Origin of the sequence: Xenorhabdus sp. PR6a, from assembly GCF_028599065.1 — a bacterium.
Lineage (GTDB): Bacteria > Pseudomonadota > Gammaproteobacteria > Enterobacterales > Enterobacteriaceae > Xenorhabdus > Xenorhabdus doucetiae.
This window is the reverse complement of the sequence record NZ_JAQRFJ010000017.1, coordinates 36,756-55,819: the sequence shown is the minus strand read 5'-3', so window position 1 is coordinate 55,819 and position 19,064 is coordinate 36,756. Positions and strand designations below refer to the sequence as shown.

At 46.6% G+C, this 19,064-nt stretch carries 20 protein-coding genes, 1 tRNA gene and 1 pseudogene; 10 read left to right on the top strand and 12 right to left on the bottom strand.

Annotation, left to right across the window (positions count from 1 at the left end; genetic code table 11):
- Window positions 1-90: 90 nt before the first annotated feature.
- On the top strand, window positions 91-705 hold the full coding sequence (locus PSI15_RS07070; protein ID WP_273582907.1) for a DUF2931 family protein: 615 nt from the start codon (window positions 91-93) through the stop codon (window positions 703-705).
- Window positions 706-1,055: 350 nt separating this feature from the next.
- Here PSI15_RS07070 and PSI15_RS18585 read toward each other — a convergent pair whose 3' ends face one another.
- The 8 genes and pseudogenes from PSI15_RS18585 to mutY all read right to left on the bottom strand — a co-directional run bounded on the left by PSI15_RS18585 (window position 1,056) and on the right by mutY (window position 7,801).
- Window positions 1,056-2,150: a helicase RepA family protein gene (locus PSI15_RS18585; RefSeq protein ID WP_443256076.1), complete on the bottom strand. Its 1,095-nt coding sequence runs from the start codon at window positions 2,148-2,150 to the stop codon at window positions 1,056-1,058.
- A 90-nt stretch (window positions 2,151-2,240) separates the two neighbouring features.
- Window positions 2,241-3,050 (bottom strand): annotated as a pseudogene (locus tag PSI15_RS18580) (primase-helicase zinc-binding domain-containing protein); the annotation flags it as partial.
- 209 nt (window positions 3,051-3,259) lie between these two features.
- Window positions 3,260-3,466 (bottom strand): helix-turn-helix transcriptional regulator, encoded by a 207-nt coding sequence (locus PSI15_RS07060; protein WP_273582905.1) that lies wholly within the window; start codon window positions 3,464-3,466, stop codon window positions 3,260-3,262.
- 133 nt (window positions 3,467-3,599) lie between these two features.
- Window positions 3,600-4,874, bottom strand: coding sequence for a tyrosine-type recombinase/integrase (locus PSI15_RS07055; RefSeq protein ID WP_273582904.1), 1,275 nt, complete (start codon window positions 4,872-4,874; stop codon window positions 3,600-3,602).
- A 165-nt stretch (window positions 4,875-5,039) separates the two neighbouring features.
- Window positions 5,040-5,115 (bottom strand) — tRNA-Phe (locus PSI15_RS07050).
- A 165-nt stretch (window positions 5,116-5,280) separates the two neighbouring features.
- Window positions 5,281-6,354: a membrane-bound lytic murein transglycosylase MltC gene (gene mltC / locus PSI15_RS07045; protein WP_273582921.1), complete on the bottom strand. Its 1,074-nt coding sequence runs from the start codon at window positions 6,352-6,354 to the stop codon at window positions 5,281-5,283.
- A gap of 110 nt (window positions 6,355-6,464) precedes the next feature.
- Window positions 6,465-6,737 (bottom strand): oxidative damage protection protein, encoded by a 273-nt coding sequence (locus PSI15_RS07040; protein WP_099143128.1) that lies wholly within the window; start codon window positions 6,735-6,737, stop codon window positions 6,465-6,467.
- A gap of 26 nt (window positions 6,738-6,763) precedes the next feature.
- Window positions 6,764-7,801, bottom strand: coding sequence for an A/G-specific adenine glycosylase (mutY, locus tag PSI15_RS07035; RefSeq protein ID WP_273582920.1), 1,038 nt, complete (start codon window positions 7,799-7,801; stop codon window positions 6,764-6,766).
- 247 nt (window positions 7,802-8,048) lie between these two features.
- Here mutY and trmB point away from each other — a divergent pair, with 247 nt between their 5' ends.
- From trmB to PSI15_RS07000, 7 genes are all read left to right on the top strand, one after another.
- A complete protein-coding gene (gene trmB, locus PSI15_RS07030) occupies window positions 8,049-8,768 on the top strand; it encodes a tRNA (guanosine(46)-N7)-methyltransferase TrmB (protein ID WP_273582903.1) in 720 nt (239 codons plus the stop codon).
- Complete coding sequence (locus tag PSI15_RS07025; protein WP_045969344.1) at window positions 8,768-9,094, top strand: YggL family protein; 327 nt, start codon at window positions 8,768-8,770, stop codon at window positions 9,092-9,094. The genes trmB and PSI15_RS07025 overlap by 1 nt, the downstream gene beginning before the upstream one ends.
- A 91-nt stretch (window positions 9,095-9,185) precedes the next feature.
- Window positions 9,186-10,112 carry a glutaminase B gene (glsB, locus tag PSI15_RS07020; RefSeq protein ID WP_273582919.1) on the top strand — a complete coding sequence of 309 codons (927 nt, stop codon included), beginning with the start codon at window positions 9,186-9,188 and terminating at the stop codon, window positions 10,110-10,112.
- A gap of 74 nt (window positions 10,113-10,186) precedes the next feature.
- Window positions 10,187-10,924 (top strand): DUF2884 family protein, encoded by a 738-nt coding sequence (locus PSI15_RS07015; protein WP_273582902.1) that lies wholly within the window; start codon window positions 10,187-10,189, stop codon window positions 10,922-10,924.
- Window positions 10,925-11,089: 165 nt separating this feature from the next.
- Window positions 11,090-12,034, top strand: a complete 945-nt coding sequence (locus PSI15_RS07010; RefSeq protein WP_273582901.1) for a siderophore ABC transporter substrate-binding protein — start codon at window positions 11,090-11,092, stop codon at window positions 12,032-12,034.
- A gap of 257 nt (window positions 12,035-12,291) precedes the next feature.
- Window positions 12,292-12,777 (top strand): YbhB/YbcL family Raf kinase inhibitor-like protein, encoded by a 486-nt coding sequence (locus PSI15_RS07005; RefSeq protein WP_045969351.1) that lies wholly within the window; start codon window positions 12,292-12,294, stop codon window positions 12,775-12,777.
- Window positions 12,778-12,817: 40 nt separating this feature from the next.
- Window positions 12,818-13,597, top strand: a complete 780-nt coding sequence (locus PSI15_RS07000; protein WP_273582900.1) for an L-threonylcarbamoyladenylate synthase — start codon at window positions 12,818-12,820, stop codon at window positions 13,595-13,597.
- Between the two features lie 70 nt (window positions 13,598-13,667).
- Here PSI15_RS07000 and PSI15_RS06995 read toward each other — a convergent pair whose 3' ends face one another.
- Entirely contained in the window at window positions 13,668-14,585 is a 918-nt protein-coding gene (locus tag PSI15_RS06995) for a LysR family transcriptional regulator (protein ID WP_273582899.1), read from the bottom strand.
- Window positions 14,586-14,771: 186 nt separating this feature from the next.
- Here PSI15_RS06995 and PSI15_RS06990 point away from each other — a divergent pair, with 186 nt between their 5' ends.
- Window positions 14,772-16,070 (top strand): 3-isopropylmalate dehydratase large subunit, encoded by a 1,299-nt coding sequence (locus PSI15_RS06990; protein WP_273582898.1) that lies wholly within the window; start codon window positions 14,772-14,774, stop codon window positions 16,068-16,070.
- On the top strand, window positions 16,067-16,618 hold the full coding sequence (locus tag PSI15_RS06985) for a LeuD/DmdB family oxidoreductase small subunit (protein WP_273582897.1): 552 nt from the start codon (window positions 16,067-16,069) through the stop codon (window positions 16,616-16,618). Before PSI15_RS06990 ends, PSI15_RS06985 begins: the two co-directional genes overlap by 4 nt.
- Window positions 16,619-16,673: 55 nt before the next feature.
- Here PSI15_RS06985 and hemW read toward each other — a convergent pair whose 3' ends face one another.
- The 3 genes from hemW to PSI15_RS06970 all read right to left on the bottom strand — a co-directional run bounded on the left by hemW (window position 16,674) and on the right by PSI15_RS06970 (window position 19,062).
- Window positions 16,674-17,804, bottom strand: a complete 1,131-nt coding sequence (hemW, locus tag PSI15_RS06980; protein ID WP_273582896.1) for a radical SAM family heme chaperone HemW — start codon at window positions 17,802-17,804, stop codon at window positions 16,674-16,676.
- Entirely contained in the window at window positions 17,797-18,390 is a 594-nt protein-coding gene (locus PSI15_RS06975; RefSeq protein WP_273582918.1) for an XTP/dITP diphosphatase, read from the bottom strand. The genes hemW and PSI15_RS06975 overlap by 8 nt, the downstream gene beginning before the upstream one ends.
- A 108-nt stretch (window positions 18,391-18,498) precedes the next feature.
- The gene (locus tag PSI15_RS06970; protein ID WP_273582895.1) at window positions 18,499-19,062 is read right to left on the bottom strand and encodes a YggT family protein; all 564 of its coding nucleotides are present in this window, start codon (window positions 19,060-19,062) and stop codon (window positions 18,499-18,501) included.
- Window positions 19,063-19,064 lie beyond the last annotated feature (2 nt).

Here is a 19,064-nt window from a genome sequence, read left to right as displayed (position 1 = left end):
TTAGTTTTGTTACTTTGCTCAGGCATGATATTTGGGTTAACTGCCTGTCAGTCGTATCCGTCAGTGTCCTATTCATCAGGAAAGCGGGTAGTGACTTATAAACCCATTGTGCGCAATAGCGAACCGCTACCTTATAAGAAGTGGAGATTTCAAATTATTACCCCAGAATATTTCCCAGCCAGTATTAGTTTTGTTCAGTTTCAGGACGAGGATAATTATATTGTCCAAAAATTTATGAATGATGGAACTGATCCAGACTATAGAAGTATGAATTCATGGAGTAAGAAGTTAGGAGGGGGGGCTAGTGGGATTAATAACCATGGTGAAGCGCTACCTAAGCGGATAATGGTTTGTTGGGATTCGGTCATTGATAAAAAAACCTACCAAACAGTGTTTGAGTTCACATCAGAGGTAAGGCAATTGATGCGCGAGCCTGCTTTCTATCCCGGCTATGAGAAACAGCCACCAGACTATCGAGAGCGAATTTTTATTGGTCTGGCTCCTGCTGGAACTGCACGCGCTTGGTTGCGGGGTATCGATAAAAACAACGGCGATAATATCTTAGTGTCCACAGGTGAATCGGTTTTTGGTGATAACATGACGATTTGTCGGGATAAAACAAACCATCCTGATGGTTATGGTGAATATTCCGAACGTATCAAAAATTTTATCAAAGGGAAAAAATACCCTTACGGAGAGTGGTAAAGCAGTCACATTGAGTTTTTCGCTTGATAGTTAGACGCTAATTTTTAGGGTATCACTGACGCGCTGCGCTTGTCTTCTCCGTGTTACCGGGCTAATAAATTACCCCGGTAACACGGAGAGCCTAAAAAAACACCTGCCAGAAAGGGAATGACTCCTCACGCTTCCTCATTTTTCTCCTCACTTTTTACTTTCCTCACTGCAAAAACAGGTGAGGAATTGGGATTTATTTATCCTTAAAAATCAATGCCTTTATTGCTCCTCACTTTTTCTGTATATATGCGAAAAAAGTGAGGAATAGGGTGAGTCGTAAAATGCCTCTCCTCACTACGCCTCACTTTTCTACTCACTTTTTAATCCCCGTTGTTCTGGTTAACCATGGTGAGTTCCTGCCCGTTCCGGGTAATGAGTCCGTCATGCTCTAACTTGGTTAACCAGCGGCTGAAATTCTTCACATTCACCCCCATCGCCTTTAAGTTATCACGTACAAGAGCAATGGAGCAAGGTTCTTTCAGGGCAGTGCGCGACCGTATGCACTGCCACAACGCCGCATGGTTATCGGTTTTATTGGCGACAAGACTGATTTCTTCCTCTTCAACCGGATCGCGCGGCCTGTCAATCAAGGCTAATGACGTAATATTGTCACCGTCTTTATCGGTAAAGAGTTCAACCACGCGCAGGTCATAGGCTTGGGTTTCCGGCTCTTCGGCATCTTTCATCTTGGTGCAGGCGATAACCAGCGCCCCGCCTTTTTTCCCTTCCCGGCTGATCTTATATTCAACATCCAGCGCAGCACGAAAGGCACTGGAACCCCGTGCACCCTTGCTTTCGTCTTTGCCGGAATGGTGAACCACGAGAATGCTTGCCCCTGTCCGGGCTTTCAGCTCGTCACAGCCACGAACAAACGCCCCCATATCTTTTGAATCATTCTCATCAGCGCCCCCAAAACAACGGGCGAGGGTGTCCAGAATAATCAGGCGTACCGGTTGGCCCGTTTCGGCTTCAACCTGTTGGGCTGCAATCACCAGCTCATGCACTTCGGCAGGCGAAGCCGGAAATACCGGGGTATTGATCAGATACATATTTTCAACGGTCTGACCGTTGACAATTTCCCATGCCCTGATGCGCCGTGGCACACCAATCCCGCCTTCACCGACGACGTACATCACTGAACCCTGAGCGACTGATTTCCCAGCCCATGCCTTGCCCGTGGCAATATGACAGCCCCATGCTCCGGCCAGAAAGCTCTTGTATGACCCGCTCGCCCCGTAAATGCTGCACAGGGAATGCGCTGGAATGATGCCCTTAACGACGTAGTCCAACTGAGCATCAAAGCCTTGAGAACCGACTGAAAGCGGTAGTTTTGTCTTGCGATTTGGGTAGAGGGTTTCTATATTGCTGCGATTCCCTGTTGCTTTACTGTTCATATATTCTCCTACCTGATGCAACCCTTTACTGAATGCCTGTTTTGTTGCCTCAATGCCGTGTTGTTGGCGATAATCGTCCCAGTCAGCTTTGATATTACCCGGTGGCAATGTAAGCCAGCCCTTCACTGCATGGGCGGTTTTTTCTGCCGAGATCTTGCCAACATTCTTTTTGGGTTTGCCGTCTTTATCCAGCTCGCCCGGTTCGTGCCAGTCATTATCTGCGGCAATAATGATTTTTGCGTCCGGCCAACGTTCCCGAACGGCTTTTGTGACAGGAAATAGATTTCCCTCATCCAGTGCCGCCAGAACCAGACCGCTATATAACTGACTGACCGTCAGCGCGGTGGCGTAGCCCTCTGCAATCAAGACCGTGTCCGGTTGTTCTTCCAGTACAGACAGCGCGATAAACGAACCTTTCTTTTTGCTGCCAAACAGGTGTTTTCGCTTTCCATCCGGCCTGATAAGCAGCGCACCCGTGACTTTCTTGTCCAGTGTTGTCAGTGGCAACAACAAAGAGCCGTCTTCAAGCAATCGCTGATGGGGACATTGCAGCCCCTTTGCGCTCAGGTATGGCGAATGTCCGGTAATGGATTTCGCCACCAGTGCTGCCACTTTTTCGGCAATTGGCCGTGTTGTGTAAGTGGTTTCTCTGGCTGGCTTGGGTTCAGGCAAAGGTAATGCCAGTGTATCTGCAACGACTTTTGCCGCCTCAGTAATCGAGATCCCTTGGGTTCTTGCCACTAAATCCAGCCCATCACCATACTTTGGCTCGTCACACTGCCGACAATGCCAGTTACCATGATGATGATCGTCAATAAAGTGGAAACGGTCAGTGCCGCCGCAAATAGGGCAAGGGCCATGTTTACCCCTTGCCGGAATATCAATACCACAGGCAGGCAGCAGGTTTTCCCAATAATACATAGCCGATGTTTTCACGGTCTGGATCAGGTCGAGCGGTTTTTGATTAGCGGATTTTTGGACTGTAAATTTAGGGCGAGTTTGGGTATGCTGTATATCAGCCATCGTTTTTTACCTTAAACGGTTATTGGTGAAACGCCTCGCAGTGTGTGCCGCACTTCGGGGCGTTGTGTTTTATGTTACGTTTCTTATGTCATATTCTTTTGTGTGCGTTATGCCACCCGTGATTCTGTGATACGCTGAGTAATCCAGTTATCAATTTCTGATTCAATAAACGCGATAGAGCGGGGGCCGATTTTGACCTGTTTCGGAAATTCCCCGTCACCAATCAATTTGTAGATCCACGCCTTGCTGTAACCCGTTCTGCGCTGAACTTCCGGCAAACGGATAAGATTTTCCTTCGGTGCTGTCACTGTCATATTTTTTCCTGTTACCGAGTCCGTGAGTGCTCATCGTGGACGTTGTTTGATGACAGGCAAATTATTTAAAAATCGTTATTAAATGAACAGCGTTAATTGTTTATCCCATGCGTGAAATTGTTTTCGTGCCGCGCTATCGGTTTTTGCTGTCGCGCAGCGGCTTGGCAAAATCATAGGGTGTGATGGGCTTTTCCCGGTTCGCATCCAGATAATCCGCCCACCACTGCACCATCAGCCGCCGCTCGTCCAGATACTTGGATGTGTGAATATAGGCCGCCCGGACATTGTTTCTTTCGATATGGCTTAACTGGCGCTCGATCGCGTCATCACTCCACAGGCCGGATTCCCCCATCGCGCCACGTGCCATTGTGCGGAACCCATGCCCGCAGACTTCGGTTTGGGTATCGTAGCCCATGTTACGTAAGGCACTGTTAACGGTATTTTCGCTCATGACTTTCGCGGAATTATGATCACTGGGAAATATCACGTCACAGTTGCCACTGAGTTTATGCAAGGCTTTGAACAGTGAAACTGCCTGATGACTCAGTGGCACGATATGTTCGGTTTTCATCTTCATGCCACGCTCAGAAAACCGAACGCCTTTAATGGGTTGCCTTGTGGCGGGAATTTTCCACACCGCGTTTTCAAAGTCGATTTCTTCCCAACGGGCAAACCTCAGCTCACTGGAACGGACAAAGGTTAATAAAGTCAACTCGACGGCGATCCGGGTCAGTAAGCGTCCACGATAAGAGGATAATCGGGTCAGAAAATCGGGTAAACTTTCATGGGGCAGGGCGGGGTGATGGCGAGATTTTGTTGTGGTGAGTGCTCCGGTCATATCGTTAGCCGGATTGGACTCCAGAATATCATTCTGGACGGCATAGCGCATGATGGCAGTGATACGCTGGCGTAGCCGTTGGGCGATATCATGCTTACCCTCGGCATCAACCGTTTTGACCGGGGCTAAAAGCTGACTTGTCCTTAACGTGGTAATATCGAGCCTGCCGATATGCGGGAAGATATATTGTTCAAGGCTGCGCAGTACTTTGTGGCGGTGACTGTCACTCCAGCGTTTGTTACTGGCGTGCCACTCAAGGGCGACTTTCTCAAAGGGGTATGCCCCTTTCGATTCAGAACCTGCCCTTTTTTTCTCTGCTTTGGGATTAATCCCTTGTACAATCAACTTCTTGGCTTCGTCTCGTTTGGCCCGTGCATCAGCCAGGGATACAACCGGATAGACACCAAAAGCCAGACGGTCTTCTTTCTTATCGGTGGGGCGATAGTACTTCATGCGCCAATATTTAGCACCGCGTGAAGTGACCTCCAGATACAGGCCGCCACCGTCAGTCAGTTTATAGGTTTTCTCTTTGGGTTTTGCCGTCTCGATTTGTCGCGCGTTGAGTTTCATTTTATGGGGCATACTTATAATCGAAGTGTAGGTGCCACCGATTATGCCCCTTGCTGCATATTGATTGCAATAGACCAAAATAGACGTAAAAATAATCTATCTGGTTAATTTGACGTGATTTTATTTGAGGTGATTGACTGGATTGGACTTCAAGAAACTTTAAGGTGGTGCCCGGAGGCGGAATCGAACCACCGACACGGGGATTTTCAATCCCCTGCTCTACCGACTGAGCTATCCGGGCTAACGGGGCGCATTAAACCGTATTCAGCCCAATCCGTCAAACACTTTCTGCATAAATTTATTTATATGCTCTTAAATCACACAATGAGCTATAAATCTAAACAAAATGGAGAGGCAATCACCGCTCCATCGATTACTTTCTTTCTATCCACTGATTTGTTATCAACTACCTGCGATAGCTTTTTTGTGCATTGTTCACTTTTATCAAATAGCGACGTGATTCAGCAGAAGGATGTTTATTGGTCAGAGTTTCATAAACATCACCCGGTGCCATTGAATTGATGATCTGAACCGCTTTCTTTCTGTCACCGGAGAATACGCGCAATACACTACCAGCACCGCCATTGTAAGCCGTAATAATGGCATATCGACGTGAGGTAGCATTTTTAATTTCGCCTAAATAGGTATTTTGCAATATCGCTAGATAGGCTGTACCAGCATCCACATTGTTTTCAGGATCAAAGAGATAGCTGCGACCAGGCTGGCCTGATTTTCCTTGCATTTTGAAAACATCTCGTCCGGCTGTGTGCTGCATGACCTGCATCAGTCCCAAGGCATCAGAGCGACTGACGGCATAAGGGTTAAAACTGGATTCAGTCTGCATGATAGCAAGGATCAGGGATTCATCAACGCCATATTTGATAGCGGCTTTGCGAACAATAGGAAGGTATTTATGGGCGCGTTTATCCAAATGGTTAGGCACTAACTGCATGGTGACTGACCAAATAACATGTAACCCTGATTGGCGTTTTTGCAATTTATTCTGGATCAGATAATTGGCAAAATGACGTGCGCGCCACTCCCAGCGAATGGGTTCACCACTATTATCTAAAACCTGCCCATAGAGAAAGGGTTCTTTGCTGATCTGGATATCGTTGGTGTCAGAATAAAGATCGATAGTTCCGGGATCATCTCCCATCAGTAAAGTCGTTACAATCGCTTTGCGTAAATGTTCCGTGGGTTCAATCGGAGAAAGGGTTTCAATCGTGATATTTCCCGTCTCAAAATTGATATGGCTGCGAGTTTTATATTGATCCGTGTATTTAACGTAATCTTTTGGGCCTGCGATTAAAACTTCCTGCAACCCCCAGATATTTTCAATGTTGTGGGCAAATTGCCCCATCAAAATATCGAAACCATTGGTGTCTTTTATATATTCTTCGTTGTATTCAACGTCTTTTTTGCCAGAACAAGAAATTAAAAGTGGAGCGAGGAGGATCAGAGCCAGCAGTCTTTTCATTTTACAATGCCGTTGGATATTAATGCTGTTAGATATTGGGGTTTCATCAATGCTTAGAATGTGTAGAGCCATACAAAATGGCTCTTATTATGCCAATCGAGTCGTAAATATTATTGTTCCGGTGGTGTATAACCGTCGATTTGAATGTCATGCCCTTCAAACAGGAATTTTACCATTTCTTGCTCAAGCAGCTTGCGATCTTCTGGATTCATGGTATTGAGTTTTTTTTCATTAATCAGCATGGTTTGTTTACTCATCCATTGTTGCCATGCTTCTTTCGAAATTTCATTGAAAATTCGCTTGCCCAATTCCCCCGGATAGAGTTGAAAATCTTGACCTTCGGCTTCTCGTTGTAAAAAAGTACAAAAAATAGTTCTGCTCATAATTAATCCTCAAAATAGTCGGCAAATTAAGCCAATTGTTGCAAAAGGTATTCAACGGGAGCTGCCAATCCAATGGTTGCTGGCTGGCGTAAGTTATACCAAAGTCCTTTATTTTCATCCATGCAGGAATCAAAAGATAAGATATCGGTTCTAATAGGAACGATATCTAAATGAAAATGACTGAATGTATGGCGAAATGCGGTCAATTGTTCAAGTTTGCTGTGAGAGATGCCTGAACTTTTCAGCCATTGCTCCAGTGATGCCTGATCAGCAAATTGTGGGAAAGCAAATAAACCGCCCCAAATCCCAGAAAGCGGGCGTTGCTCTAGCCAAACCTTATCACCGTATTGCATTAATAAAAAGTAGGCAGTTTTCTCCGGAATGCTCTGTTTCGGTTTTTTACCCGGATAGCTTGCCCAACTGTGGTTGGCATAAGCGATACACCCCGCATTAAGCGGGCAAATCTCACATTTGGGTTTGCTGCGGGTGCAGACCATGGCACCCAAGTCCATCATCGCCTGATTAAAATATTTGACACCTTGTTTGGGCGTTACGCGTGTGCTGATGTCCCATAACTGGTTTTCCACCTCTTTTTTCCCCGGCCAGCCATCAACAGCGTAGCAGCGTGCTAAAACACGTTTCACGTTACCGTCAAGAATAGGGAAATGCTTGCCCTGAGAGAGTGAAAGAATGGCTCCGGCGGTTGAACGTCCCACACCGGGCAGAGCAACAACATCATCAAATGTGGTCGGAAAGTTGCCGTTGTGTGACGTCACAACCTGTTGGGCGGCTTTATGCAAATTGCGGGCGCGGGCGTAATATCCCAACCCCGTCCATAAATGGAGAACTTCGTCCAATGGTGCAGCAGCTAAAGAAGCAACGTCGGGAAAACGGGAAATAAATTTTTGGAAATAGGGAATGACCGTTGCAACTTGGGTTTGTTGCAGCATCACCTCTGAAAGCCAGACGTGATAGGATGTTTTTTCCAACTGCCACGGCAGGGTTTTGCGGCCATAGCGGTGATACCACTCAAGTACCGCGTGTGAAAATTGCTCAGCTTCCATCATTAGAATAATTGTCTTTATATCGGGTCATTGTTACGTGGACGGGATTGCAGCATAGTGTAACCTCAGTGTAAACCCGAACTTTATTTCGAAGCGTTACGCAAACATAGCATTAAAGTTGTGCTTATGGGCACTGAACTTGATAAACTCAGCCATCTTTGCATAATTGCGCTCTCTTTGGGCAATCCTGTGGTATATAAAGTCCCGGTCGCCTGAGCAAATGTCTTTAAAACTGACAGAAAGTACCATGATAAATAACGTAATTTCACCGGAATATGATGAAAATGGCAGGGCGTTGCGCCGTGTCCGCAGTTTTGTACGTCGGCAGGGACGGTTAACCAGTCGCCAGCAGCAAGCGCTTGATAATGTGTGGCCGAAGATGGGAGTGGACTATCAGGCCGAAATGTCCAGTATGGCAGCGCTGTTTGGCCGTGAAGCGCCTGTTGTGTTGGAAATCGGTTTTGGTATGGGCGCCTCATTAGTCACAATGGCCAGCGCAAATCCAGAGAAAAACTTTTTTGGCATTGAAGTTCATGCACCGGGAGTCGGGGCGTGTTTGGCATCTGCAGAAGATGAAAATCTCACTAATCTGCGAGTGATGTGCCATGATGCCATCGAAGTATTGAACAATATGATCCCCGATCAGAGCCTGGCAATGGTTCAGCTTTTCTTCCCCGATCCGTGGCATAAAGCCCGTCATAACAAACGCAGAATTGTGCAGCCTGAATTTGTTCAATTGGTTAAAAGTAAGCTGAAAATCGGTGGTATCTTCCATATGGCAACCGACTGGCAGCCATATGCAGAGCATATGCTGGAAGTGATGAGCGCAGCGGAAGGATATCGCAACTTGTCAGAAAACGGTGATTATGTGCCACGTCCTGATTCGCGTCCGGTCACAAAATTTGAGAAGCGTGGCCAGCGGTTAGGTCATGGCGTATGGGATCTAATGTTTGAGAGGGTAAAATAATGGCTAAAAACCGTAGTCGTCGTCTGCGTAAAAAATTGCGTATTGATGAGTTTCAGGAATTGGGTTTTTCAGTAAAGTGGAATTTTCCGGCTGATACCGCCGTTGAAGTTGTTGATAGCACGGTTGATGCCCTGATTGAAGAGCTGATCGAGCCAAATGGCCTTGCGCTGGATGCCAGCGGTTATTTGCAATGGGAAGGCATTGTCTGTTTGCAAAAAATTGGCAAATGTACTGAAGAGCACCGCCAATTGGTTGAGCATTGGCTGAAAGATCGCGGTATGGAAGACGTTATCACATCAAAACTATTTGATGTGTGGTGGGATTGATTCGCTGTTGCATAAAAAGAAGCGTATTAGGTAAAAATAGCGCAGTGTGCAGGGGCTCCTTGGGAGTCCCTGTTTGTCTGGAGAAAAAGTGGTGAAGGTAAGGTTCTCTAATTCGTTATTGGCAGATATCTTAGAAGAAGTACGCCCTTTGATTGGCCAAGGAAAAGTAGCAGATTACATTCCTGCTCTGGCGGAAGTTCCGGCAAATAATTTGGCGATGGCCATTTGTACGGTAGATGGGCAGGTTTTTAAAGCGGGAGATGCAGAAAAACGTTTCTCTATCCAATCGATTTCTAAAGTGTTGAGCTTAACCTTAGCGATGACACGTTATAAGGAAGAGGATATCTGGCAGCGAGTGAGTACAGAACCTTCGGGGCAGCCGTTTAACTCATTGGTACAGTTGGAGTTGGAAAAGGGAATTCCCCGTAACCCCTTTATTAATGCTGGGGCATTGATTATTTGCGATATGCTGCAATCTCGGCTGAGTGCGCCGAAACACAGAATGCTGGAATTTGTTCGCAGCCTGACTGGGCAAAAAAATATCTACTATGATGATATCGTTGCCCGTTCAGAAATGGAGCATTCCAGCCGCAATGCTGCGATAGCTTACCTGATGAAATCATTCGGTAATTTTGACAATGATGTGATTACCGTTCTGCAAACCTATTTCCAATACTGTGCCTTGGAAATGAGTTGTATTGAATTGGCCCAATGTTTTATTTATTTAGCCAACCAAGGACGTATGATAGGGTCCGGCCAACAAATTCTCAGCCTGCGACAAACCCGCCAGATTAATGCGCTGATGTTGACGTGTGGTATGTATGATGGTTCCGGCGAGTTTGCTTTCAGGATCGGTATGCCGGGAAAATCAGGGGTGGGCGGTGGCATTATTTGTGTCGTTCCGGGAGAATTCACGGTGGCGGTATGGTCACCTGAACTGGATAAATCCGGCAACTCACTGGCAGGTTGTGCCGCACTGGAAAAGTTAGCCGGGCGTATTGGGCGCTCTATTTTTTAACCTTATCTGTGCTGATGAAGCATTGTTACGTAAATGAATACGTAAAAAATACGCAAACGAAATCAGGAGAACGTATGTTACGCAGGATCACGATTGCTGCATCATTGTTATTTGCATCTCAAGTCATTATGACTCAGGCACAGGCGAAATCTGAATGTCATGTGACGCTGAATGATGACATTATTGTTACGCCAAACGCTGTCCAGATCACCGGGGCAGATGGCAATCTGAAAATATTGCCTGATGGTTCCATAACACGGGATGGCAAGGCGTTATCGCTGAGTACAGAACAACGTAACAAGGCCCTGCAATATCAACAGACAGTCCGCCAGGATTTGCCCTGGGTGAAGAAAGAGGCGCTGAGCCATTTGGCGAGTGCTCGCCAAGCGCTGGATAAAGTGGTTGTCGAAACGATGGGCAAGGAAAGTCATATCCGTAACCGTCTCTCTCAATTGGAAACAGGCCTCAACAAACAAATAGATAAAGTGATTGAAACCCGTGCCAATGGTTTTGCATTCAATTCTCAGGCAGTCAAACAGGTAGAGCCAGAAGGCCGAAAACTCATTGAACAAAGTCTGGGTGGGATTTTGCAAGATAGCATTAACGAAATGAGCCGTAAAAACAGTGATCAAAATGGTGACGGTAAACAGATGTTAATGTCTCTCCTCGGCGGGCTGGGCGGTATGCAGAATGGTTTTGATGCTGAATGGAAAAAACAGGAACAAGAGTTAAAGCGCTTAAAAACGGATGTGTGCAGTAAAGCCAGTAAATTAGAACAACAGCGCATTAGTCTTATGAATTCGATTAAGTAAATCACGCGATATATCCTATAAATGCGTCTTAAAGCACGACGAGGATATTCGCCAAAAAAGCAAATAAGAATCAATATGAAATTGATTCTTATTTTGTTGACATATTCATATTGCCACCTAGAATGCAGGTCACCTTTTACTCATAGGCTCAATTTAGGTGTAACAATGAAAAAAATCCTGCCAATGGTTATTGCATCATTGCTTTCTGCCACCAGTTACTCTGCATTTAGTCAATCATCCGAATTATTTACGCCAAATTCAGTCACCGCTCAGTCTGGTGATTATGTCACGGTAAAACATCTTTCCGGTGAAACTCAGGTGAAAAAGAACCCAAAACGGGTTGTGTTGTTCGATTTCGGCACTTACGATTCGATGGTCAAACTGGGGTTATCTGATCGCGTGATTGCACTACCTATTAATAACTTACCTGAATATGTGCGTAATGACATGCCTGCAACGATGCACAATGCCGGGGGAATGAAAGAGCCGAATTTGGCAAAATTAGCGGAAATCAAGCCAGATTTAATTGTTATTACCGGGCGCCAAGGCGCTTCTTATGATCATCTGTCGCAAATAGCTTCCACCATTAATTTAAGTACGGACAATAAAAATTACCTGTCATCCGTTGATAATAATCTTAAATTGTTGGGCGAGGTGTTCAATAAGCAGGATATGGTGAAAGCCCAATTTGCTGATTTGGAAAAAACGATTGCATCTGCTCAGGAAAAAGCGCAAGCAGCGAACAGCAAGGTATTGGTATTACTGCACAACGCAGGGGAGCTCTATCCCAATAATCAGGCGATTGTTTACAACGTGATTAAAGCGCCTCGCGCGGTATTGCCGGCTAAACCGGATGAAAACAAAAGTCGGGCGGTGACGGCAGAGATGATTGCACAAACCAATCCTGATGTGATTTTTATTATCGATCGTAGCGAAGCGATTGGTGCGGGTAAGTTGGAAAAAGATCAGTTTGAAAATGATCAAGTCAAATCAACCAATGCCTATAAAAACGGCAAAATAGTTTATCTGCAATCTGATCTCTGGTACTTGTCAGGTGGTGGTTTGGACAGCATGACGCGACAAGTTAATGCGGTTGCTGATGCTTTGTAATTGGGTAAAGTAAAATTCTTTTTCTCTGAATTTACCCTTAAATCTAAATAGTTATATGCCCGTCGTACTTCAAGATATATTTATTATCGCCCCGCGTCGCGGGGCGATAATAAGCTGCTTTCTATTCATAATCACTTATTATTCCTAAACTGATATTGTTCCTAAATTGAAACAATCAGGCAAAATCATGGCTTGATCTTGCGGCACAGAAAATCTGCGTTAGGATGTTGCAAAAGGCATCTAATGGGGACACAAGCATGATTATCCGTTCAATTGAATTTAACCATCATGATTTCTTGCAAAAAGAGCATGAGTTTAATCAATTTGGTGGCAATGGTGATAACCGTTCCCCCGAACTTGCTTGGGCAGAAGCGCCGGCCGGAACGCAAAGTTTTGCGATAACGGTCTATGATCCGGATGCACCAACCGGCAGCGGTTTCTGGCACTGGGTCGCGTTTGATATCCCCGTTGAAACACACGCCTTACCTGCAAACGCAGGGCAAAGCGATGGCAGCAAATTGCCGGCCGGTACGATCCAAAGCAGAAATGATTACGGCCAGTTTGGCTTCTGTGGCGTTTGCCCACCCGTGGGCGATAAAGCCCATCGCTATATTTTCACTGTACATGCCTTGTCGGTAGAAAAACTGGGCATCGATGCTGAAACAACCAATGCGATTGCACGTTTTATGATCCAAGCCAATACCTTGGCAACAGCGTCTATTACCGGTTACTACCAGCGTTAACTGATTAATAATTCTTCCGTTTCCAGTAAGGAGTATCAAGATGAGCAGCAAAAAAATTCAATGGAACTATGGGGTGCAGCAGGAAGCGGTAGAGATCCTCTCAAATGACGGCGGCATGATCGTTTGCCCAACCAAAGTTGGCTACATTATCATGACATCGGATGCGCAAGGTCTGGAGCGCAAATTTGAAGCTAAACAGCGCAATCGCAACAAGCCGGGTGTTGTTTTATGTGGATCGTTGGAACAGTTGAAAGAGCTGGCTCAGCTTAATGCGGAAATTGAAGAACTTTATCAAAAACATTGGGATGAAGACATCTTATTAGGTTGTATTTTGCCGTGGAAAGAAGAAGCCGTCGCCCGTATCCCTGATGATGGCTCTAAAGAACTGATGATGGATCAGCGTGGTACAAGTTGTTTTGTGATTAAATTTGGCAAACCCGGTGAAATCTTGGCCAAGGAACTGTGGGAAAAATACGGCAAGTTCTCTTTTGCCAGTTCAGCGAACCCATCAGGTAAGGGAAATCGCGGATTGGTTGAATGCATCGGTGAGAGAATAGAAGAGCGGGCTGATCTGATTATTTGTGCCAATGACTATGTTAAATCTATCCAGCCCAATGAAACGGAGCAAACCCGTTACGAACAAGGTGTGATGGTGTCAATGGTCGATGAAAAGGGTAAATTGGTTCCCCTGCAACAGGGTCAGCGCGATATTAGCCCGTGTCCGGTATTGATTCGCAAGGGGTTGGATGTCAATAAAATTATGGCGCTGATGTCTGATATTTTCACGACTTGGGATTATCGTCACGGCAACTACTATTAATGAGCATTGATGTCACATCTTACCGATAAGATCGTTAGCGGGTACGGTTGTACCCGCATTGATGCCGTCGCTACGCTTCTTTCCCGCTCTCCAGATTCTGCCTTAGCTTGCGCTGCAACGAGCTTGCAAACTGCTGCACACGCGAAGACAGTGTACTTTCTGATTTAAACAGTATCCAAGCCTGATAGAGATCCATGCTCCACTCTGGCAGAAGTCGTACTAGTTTTCCCTCTGCTACCGCTTCATGGGTAACATAGTCGGGCAGATAGGCAATCCCTGCCCCGGCCAGAGCGGAACTCATTAACGCCACGCTGTTATTGATGCGAAACCGGCTGCGAACTTCGATATCCAGCTTATTTCTCTCCTTGCGGAACGGCAGGGAAATGGTATGAGCGGGGCCACGGAATAGCAGGTAATCGTAACGGGGGAGATCTTCGGGTTTCTCTATGGGCGCAAATTGACTTATATAGTCAGGGGTGGCGTAAAGCCCCCAAGTGATATCAATTAAAGGCATGACAAGCGGATATTGGGGTGTTTCGCGCCCGATAATGATCGCAATATCGCATTGATCTTCTTCCATATTGAGGGTTCTGTCGGTCAACTCCAGATCAACGCTGATATGAATATTGCCGGCAATAAAGCTATTCAGGGCGGGGACAATACACTGGCTGCCAAAGGAGACCGGGGCAATCAAGCGCAAACTGCCCATCGGCGCTTCATGGAAATGACGGATAAAATGTTCAGCATGTTGGGCTTCGGTCAGGATGCGGTGGCAGTATTGGTAATAACTCATCCCGACTTCTGTCACTTGAATCTTGCGTGTAGTACGGTTGAGCAATTGAGTGCCTAATCTGACTTCCAACTGTGCAATCTCGCGGCTGACGGAAGATTTAGACAGCCTTAACGATTTTGCCGCTTCGGTAAAACTCAATGTCTCGACGACACGGGCAAAGACCACCATCGAGGTAAGATTCTCAATATTATTCATGCAATAACCTGATGATTTACGCGTGGGAACTGCCCTATAACATATCACATATTCCCATTTTGTGGACAACTGTCCCATACTGGAAACAGTGAATACAAGCAGGGTATTTCCCTACGTTAAGGAACCGTAATCTTGTTAGGATGACCATCTGTTGAGTCTGTTTTTACTTTTTGGAGGCCATGTAAGATGAACCAAACGATGACACAAAAAATTCTTGCACGGGCAAGTGGGCGTCAACACGTTACTCCGGGGGAAGTGGTTTGGGCGAAAGTGGATATTCTCATGTCCCACGATCCCTGCACACCGGGTGTCGCCAGCGTATTTAAAAAGGAGTTCGGGCAGGATGCGAAGATATGGGACCCTGAACGCTTTATTTTAATCCCGGACCATTTTGTCTATTCGGCCGACTCACAAGCAAATCAAAACATTCGGGTCATGCGTGAATTTGCCGCCGAACAGAACATCAAATATTTCTATGATGTCGGGACCCCCGATTATAAAGGGGTGTGCCATATCGGGCTGGCAGAAGGGGGGCATACCCGCCCCGGCGAAGTGTTATTGGGCACCGATTCTCATACCGTGACTGCGGGAGCGTTTGGTGCATTCGCCATCGGGCTGGGGATTACGGATGCCGCTTATGCGTTAGGGACGGGAGAAATTCCGCTTAAGGTGCCAACGACCATCCGGGTCAATTTTACCGGCACCAAGCCCGCCCATGTTTTGGCTAAGGACATGATTTTATCTGTATTGTCAGAATTAACCGTTGATGGTGCCACTTATCAGGCTATCGAATTCGGCGGTAATGTCATTGATGAGTTATCGGTAGAAGAGCGCATGACGATTTGCAATATGGTCGTTGAATGTGGTGCCAAAAACGGCATTATGGTTCCCAATCAGGCAACGCTGGATTATCTGGCAGAACGAAACGCTCTCCCGTTTGACATCGTTTACCCGGACGAAGATGCCCAATATAGCCGGGTATTAAATATTGATGTTTCCGCGATGCAACCGAAGATTGCCAAACCTCATTCACCGGACAACGTCGTTTCTATTGAGCAGGTGGCTAATGTTGCCATATCCCAAGCCTATATTGGCTCTTGTACCGGGGGCAAGCTGGAAGATTTTGTTGCAGCCGCCCGGATTATCAAAGGGCATAAAGTGGCTATTCCGACTTATGCCGTGCCGGCCACCAAAGAAGTTTTCCATAACACGATTACGACGCAAATTGATGGCGTTTCTGTCTACCAGATTTTAAGTGATGCGGGCGTGAAACTGTCCTCTGAATCTGGATGTGCCGCCTGTTGCGGGGGGCCGCCGGATACCTTTGGGCGGGTCAACGATCCGATATCCGTGATATCCACCACCAATCGCAATTTTGTCGGCAGAATGGGGCATAAACGCGCCAATATTTACCTCGCTTCCCCTTATTCGGTTGCTGCCGCCGCGATTACCGGTCAAATAACCAATCCTGAGGAGTTTTTATGAGTGGGTTAAAGGAAAATATCATTCGGGGTGAGGTGTATGTATTAACCGACAATATTGATACTGACCAGATCCTCTCAGCCGAATATCTTAAGGTGAATCCTTCCACGCCGGAAGGCTATGCCCAACTGGCTTCGTTGGCGATGTGTGGATTGCCGGAAGGCTCACTGCCTTTTATTGATGAAAGTAAAGGAAAAGCGAAATATCCGATCATCGTGGCAGGACAGAATTTTGGTTGTGGATCGTCGCGTGAGCACGCCGTTGCAGCATTAGGGGCTTCCGGTGTGAAAGCGGTTCTGGCTCAATCTTATGCCCGTATATTCTTCCGCAATTGCGTATCAACCGGGCAGTTATTGCCCGTGGCAGGACAAGCGCGTTTGTGTGACAAATTAGTGACGGGGGACAGTATTGAGATTGATATCGAAAACCAGACCGTGATTCTGCTGAAAAATGGCGAGAAATATCAAACTGATCCGATTGGTGAACTGGCCAATATTGTCTCTGCCGGCGGGCTGTTTGCTTACGCACGGGCGACAGGCAGGATTAAATAATGTGAACAAACGGCACCCGAAATTTTCAGGTGCCGTTTGTTGTATTCGTTTCTTTTTAAAGAAACAGTTCCAATAAGGAATTCAGGAATAATTTTCCGTGCTGGGTAATTTGCCAGTGTGTCTCGCTTTCAGTGACATAACCTTTATCCAAGGCTTCATCCATTTGTCGGCGAATGGCACTTTCTGGCAATCCGGTAAAATCGCTGAAATCCTGACGTGGCATGGATTCCAGCAAACGAAAACGATTCATGAAAAATTCAAACGGGCGATCGGCATTATCGACCGGATTTTGCTGATCCCAATAACGCCCCTGCATATAACCGCGTGGATGCTTGGTTTTCACGGTACGGAGAATGCGGCCATCGGCAAACGAAATTTTGCCGTGGGCACCACAACCAATGCCTAAGTAATCACCGAAACGCCAATAATTGAGATTATGCTGACATTGATAACTTGGTTTGGCATAAGCCGACGTCTCATATTGTTGGTAACCCGCCGCCGTTAATAATTGATGGCCTTGGGAAAAAATATCCCACAGCGCATCATCATCCGGTAACACCGGCGGGCGAGAGCCAAAACTTGTATTGGGTTCAATCGTCAGTTGATACCAAGACAGGTGTGGCGGCGATAATTCAATTGCCTGACGCAAATCATTCAGTGCTTCATTAAGTGTCTGGTTGGGCAAACCGTGCATCAAATCCAGATTGAAACTGCGCAATCCAAGCCCATCAGCCAATTTTGCCGCCCGTTTGGCCTCTTCCGGGCCGTGGATACGGCCTAAACGGATCAGTTTATCGGAACCGAAACTTTGTACCCCGATGGAAATTCGGTTAATACCCGCTTGCTGATAAGCATGGAAACGATCGGCTTCAACGGTGCCCGGATTGGCTTCCATGGTAATCTCTGCCTGTGGCGAGAGTGACAACGAACCCCTGACGCCATCCAACAATCGCTGCATACCCTCGGCACTTAACAGGCTCGGCGTTCCTCCACCGATAAAAATTGTGGCTACCTCACGATCATCAATCATCGGCAGATCAGCCCGCAAATCCGCCAATAGATGATCAACATATTCCTGATGCGGCACATCGCCTTTTAAAGCATGTGAATTGAAATCACAATAAGGGCATTTTTGCACGCACCACGGAATATGAATATAAAGACTCAACGGTGGCAACTTAAGCATTACGCAGGGCTTCCAACAACATGGCTAATGCCTTTCCACGGTGTGAAACGGTATTTTTCTGCTCACGCGTGAGTTCAGCAGCGGTACAGTTAAATTCTGGCGCGTAAAAAATCGGATCGTAACCAAAACCGCCTGCTCCCGCTGGTTCACGGGTGATCCTGCCCGACCAGCGACCGTGAAATACCAACGGAGTCGGATCTTCGGCATGGCGCAAGAAAACCAGCACACAATTGAACTGAGCCTGACGCTGCTCATCAGGCACATCGCGCAGGGCGGCCAGTAATTTTTGCAGATTCTCCTGATCGGAAGCCTCATGACCGGCATAACGTGCGGAATAAATGCCCGGCGCACCGCCCAATACATCCACCGATAATCCTGAATCGTCTGCAATTGCCGGTAAGCCGGTCACTGCGGCAGCATGGCGGGCTTTGATGATGGCGTTTTCAATGAAGGTAAGACCCGTTTCATCGGCTGAATCAACGCCCAATTCGGTTTGGGCGACAACCTCCAGACCAAAGTCAGCCAATAAATCCGCCAGTTCACGTACTTTACCGGCATTTCCCGTGGCGAGAACAACTTTTTGCATTGCCATTTATTTTATTAACCTATGTATCTAAAACCTATGTATCTAAAACCTATGTATCTAAAACCTATGTATCTAAAACCTATGTATCTCATTGATCGATTTATCTCATTAACCGGCGAAGATGGAGGCTAGCCAGTTCATCACATCGTAACGCAGGGCATTGAGTGCGTAGAGAATGAGAATGACAATCATGGCAGAGAAATCAAGGCCGCCCATAGAAGGAATAATGCGGCGGATGGGCGCCATTAGCGGCTCGGTCAATTGGATCAGAACATAATCCACAGGGTTGCGTCCCTGGCTGATCCAACTCAATAACGCGCGGGCGATCACCAACCAGAATACCAGCTTTCCGGCCGCCGTCAGAAATTCAATCACGCCAAACAAGAATATGGCAGCAGAAGGAATGAGAAACTGCCCGGTCGTTAACCAGATAGGCAACAAAATCTTGAGAATAACGAGCAGGTAGGCAAGCAGCACAGACGCCGTATCGATAGGACCCACGGCAGGAATGAACCGGCGTAATGGGCGCACCACAGGCTGGGTGATTTTGACGATAAACTGGGCAAAGGGATTATAGAAATCACAACGTGCCCACTGCATCCAGACACGCAGCAGTAAAACCGCAGTATAGAGATCCAGAACGGTAAAAAAGAGAAAGTTTAAGAATTGCATGT